The organism is uncultured Cyclobacterium sp., assembly GCF_963976465.1.
GTDB lineage: Bacteria > Bacteroidota > Bacteroidia > Cytophagales > Cyclobacteriaceae > Cyclobacterium.
In genome coordinates this window covers 1-1,524 of sequence record NZ_CAXBOC010000719.1, presented here as the reverse complement: position 1 = coordinate 1,524, position 1,524 = coordinate 1, and the positions used below count along the sequence as shown (strand labels likewise).

The 1,524-nt window shown below is 39.6% G+C and carries 2 protein-coding genes; one reads left to right on the top strand and one right to left on the bottom strand.

Going from position 1 to position 1,524, the window contains the following annotated elements; all coding sequences use genetic code 11:
• Positions 1 to 148 precede the first annotated feature (148 nt).
• Positions 149 to 994: a mechanosensitive ion channel family protein gene (locus AAC037_RS24230; protein WP_339906252.1), complete on the top strand. Its 846-nt coding sequence runs from the start codon at positions 149 to 151 to the stop codon at positions 992 to 994.
• Positions 995 to 1,248: 254 nt separating this feature from the next.
• On the opposite strand, the gene AAC037_RS24225 is transcribed toward AAC037_RS24230, so the two are convergent.
• On the bottom strand, positions 1,249 to 1,524 hold a 276-nt coding region (locus tag AAC037_RS24225; RefSeq protein WP_339906250.1), incomplete at its 5' end, for a hypothetical protein.

Sequence of the window (1,524 nt, the reverse complement as noted above, 5' to 3'; positions counted from 1 at the left end):
AAGACCCATAGAAGTCTGTATAAATACCTCAATTCAACACGATTGAGGCATTTCTTTCTGTTGCATAAATTTTTGCACTAAAAAAGCTGATGAGTTATCAATTGGCATCATTTTTAAGTAATTTACTTTCAAACAAAATAATTAGATTTTGAAGGAAGCTTTAGAGAAATTAAGAGGAATACTCATGGGTGATCTGGAAAGTGTGGAACAAATGGCTGTTTCACTCTTTGTTGGCCTCCTAATCCTTATCTTTTTTATCTACCTGTCCCGATGGATAAAAAGGATAGTCAGTAATCGACTAAGCAAGAAAACAGATGATCACTTGCTTACCAATTTTATCAGTGCTTCCATCAAAAGTTTGGTAATGGTTTTTGGCTTGGCCCTATTGCTTCGTTTTCTAGGACTTACGGGTGTGGTCAATAGCCTGCTTGCCGGGGCCGGAATTACGGCTTTTATAATAGGCTTTGCGCTCAAGGATATTGGAGAAAATTTTCTCGCCGGTATACTCTTGGCCTTTAAACGGCCTTTTAAAATCGGTGACATGGTGGAAATCAACGGTCTTAGTGGTAAAGTGAGGGCCTTAAACCTACGGGATACTCAAGTCAAGACCATAGATGGCAAGGATGTTTTTATTCCCAATGCCACCATTATAAAAAACCCAATGATTAATTTCACCATTGATGGTTACCTGAGCTATAGTTTTATCGTCGGTTTGGATTATGGATCAGATTATGAAGCTGCGCTAAAGCTCATTTCCGAACTTATTCAGTCCGTTCCTGGAGTCTTAGACGGAGACAAAAAACCTACGGTATATGTCAAGGAGCTGGCTTCCTCTACCTTAAATGTCAAAATAACCTATTGGGTGAATACCTACAACCGCGATCAGATCGATGCAAAAATTCATTCTCTGGCCATTGTTAAAGTTCTTACCGGATTGGAAGAGAAAGGCTTTACCTTGCCGGGAGATATTGTAGAAGTTAAAAACCGCCAATAACACCCCTCAATCTCATTCAAGCCTTAATAAGATCCCAATACCGTTTTTCTGAGATGTAGAATATAAAATTGCTTCGAGATAAGGCTTTTAATCGCAAGAAAACCATGCCCTTTGGAGATTCCGGCAAAGCATCGTTAGATTAAACTGGAAACAACAACGAACTGGTTGATTTAGAACTGATTTCACAACCAACAAATGGTCTACTGCATATTTCGAATAGAAAATCGCTTATATACCAATTACTGCTTACCGCATTACTCATCTCCCAAAGCTCCCAGCTCCCTGTCTTCTTCGATATGCTTGATTCCGGTGATTTTTAAATCTTCCAGACGTGCTTCTTTTCCAGAACTACAGCCGGTAATAATTCCTGAAAATTTTAAAACCTGCTTGATGGTACAGCCCTGCAACCTCAATTGGCCGGCAATCTGCTCTATATCCCCGGTAGCATTGTCTTCAACAGATGCAATAAAATTCTTTTTCATGATTTTGTCATTTATTGTGGTGCCTGCACCAAACCTGCTCCAGCATCC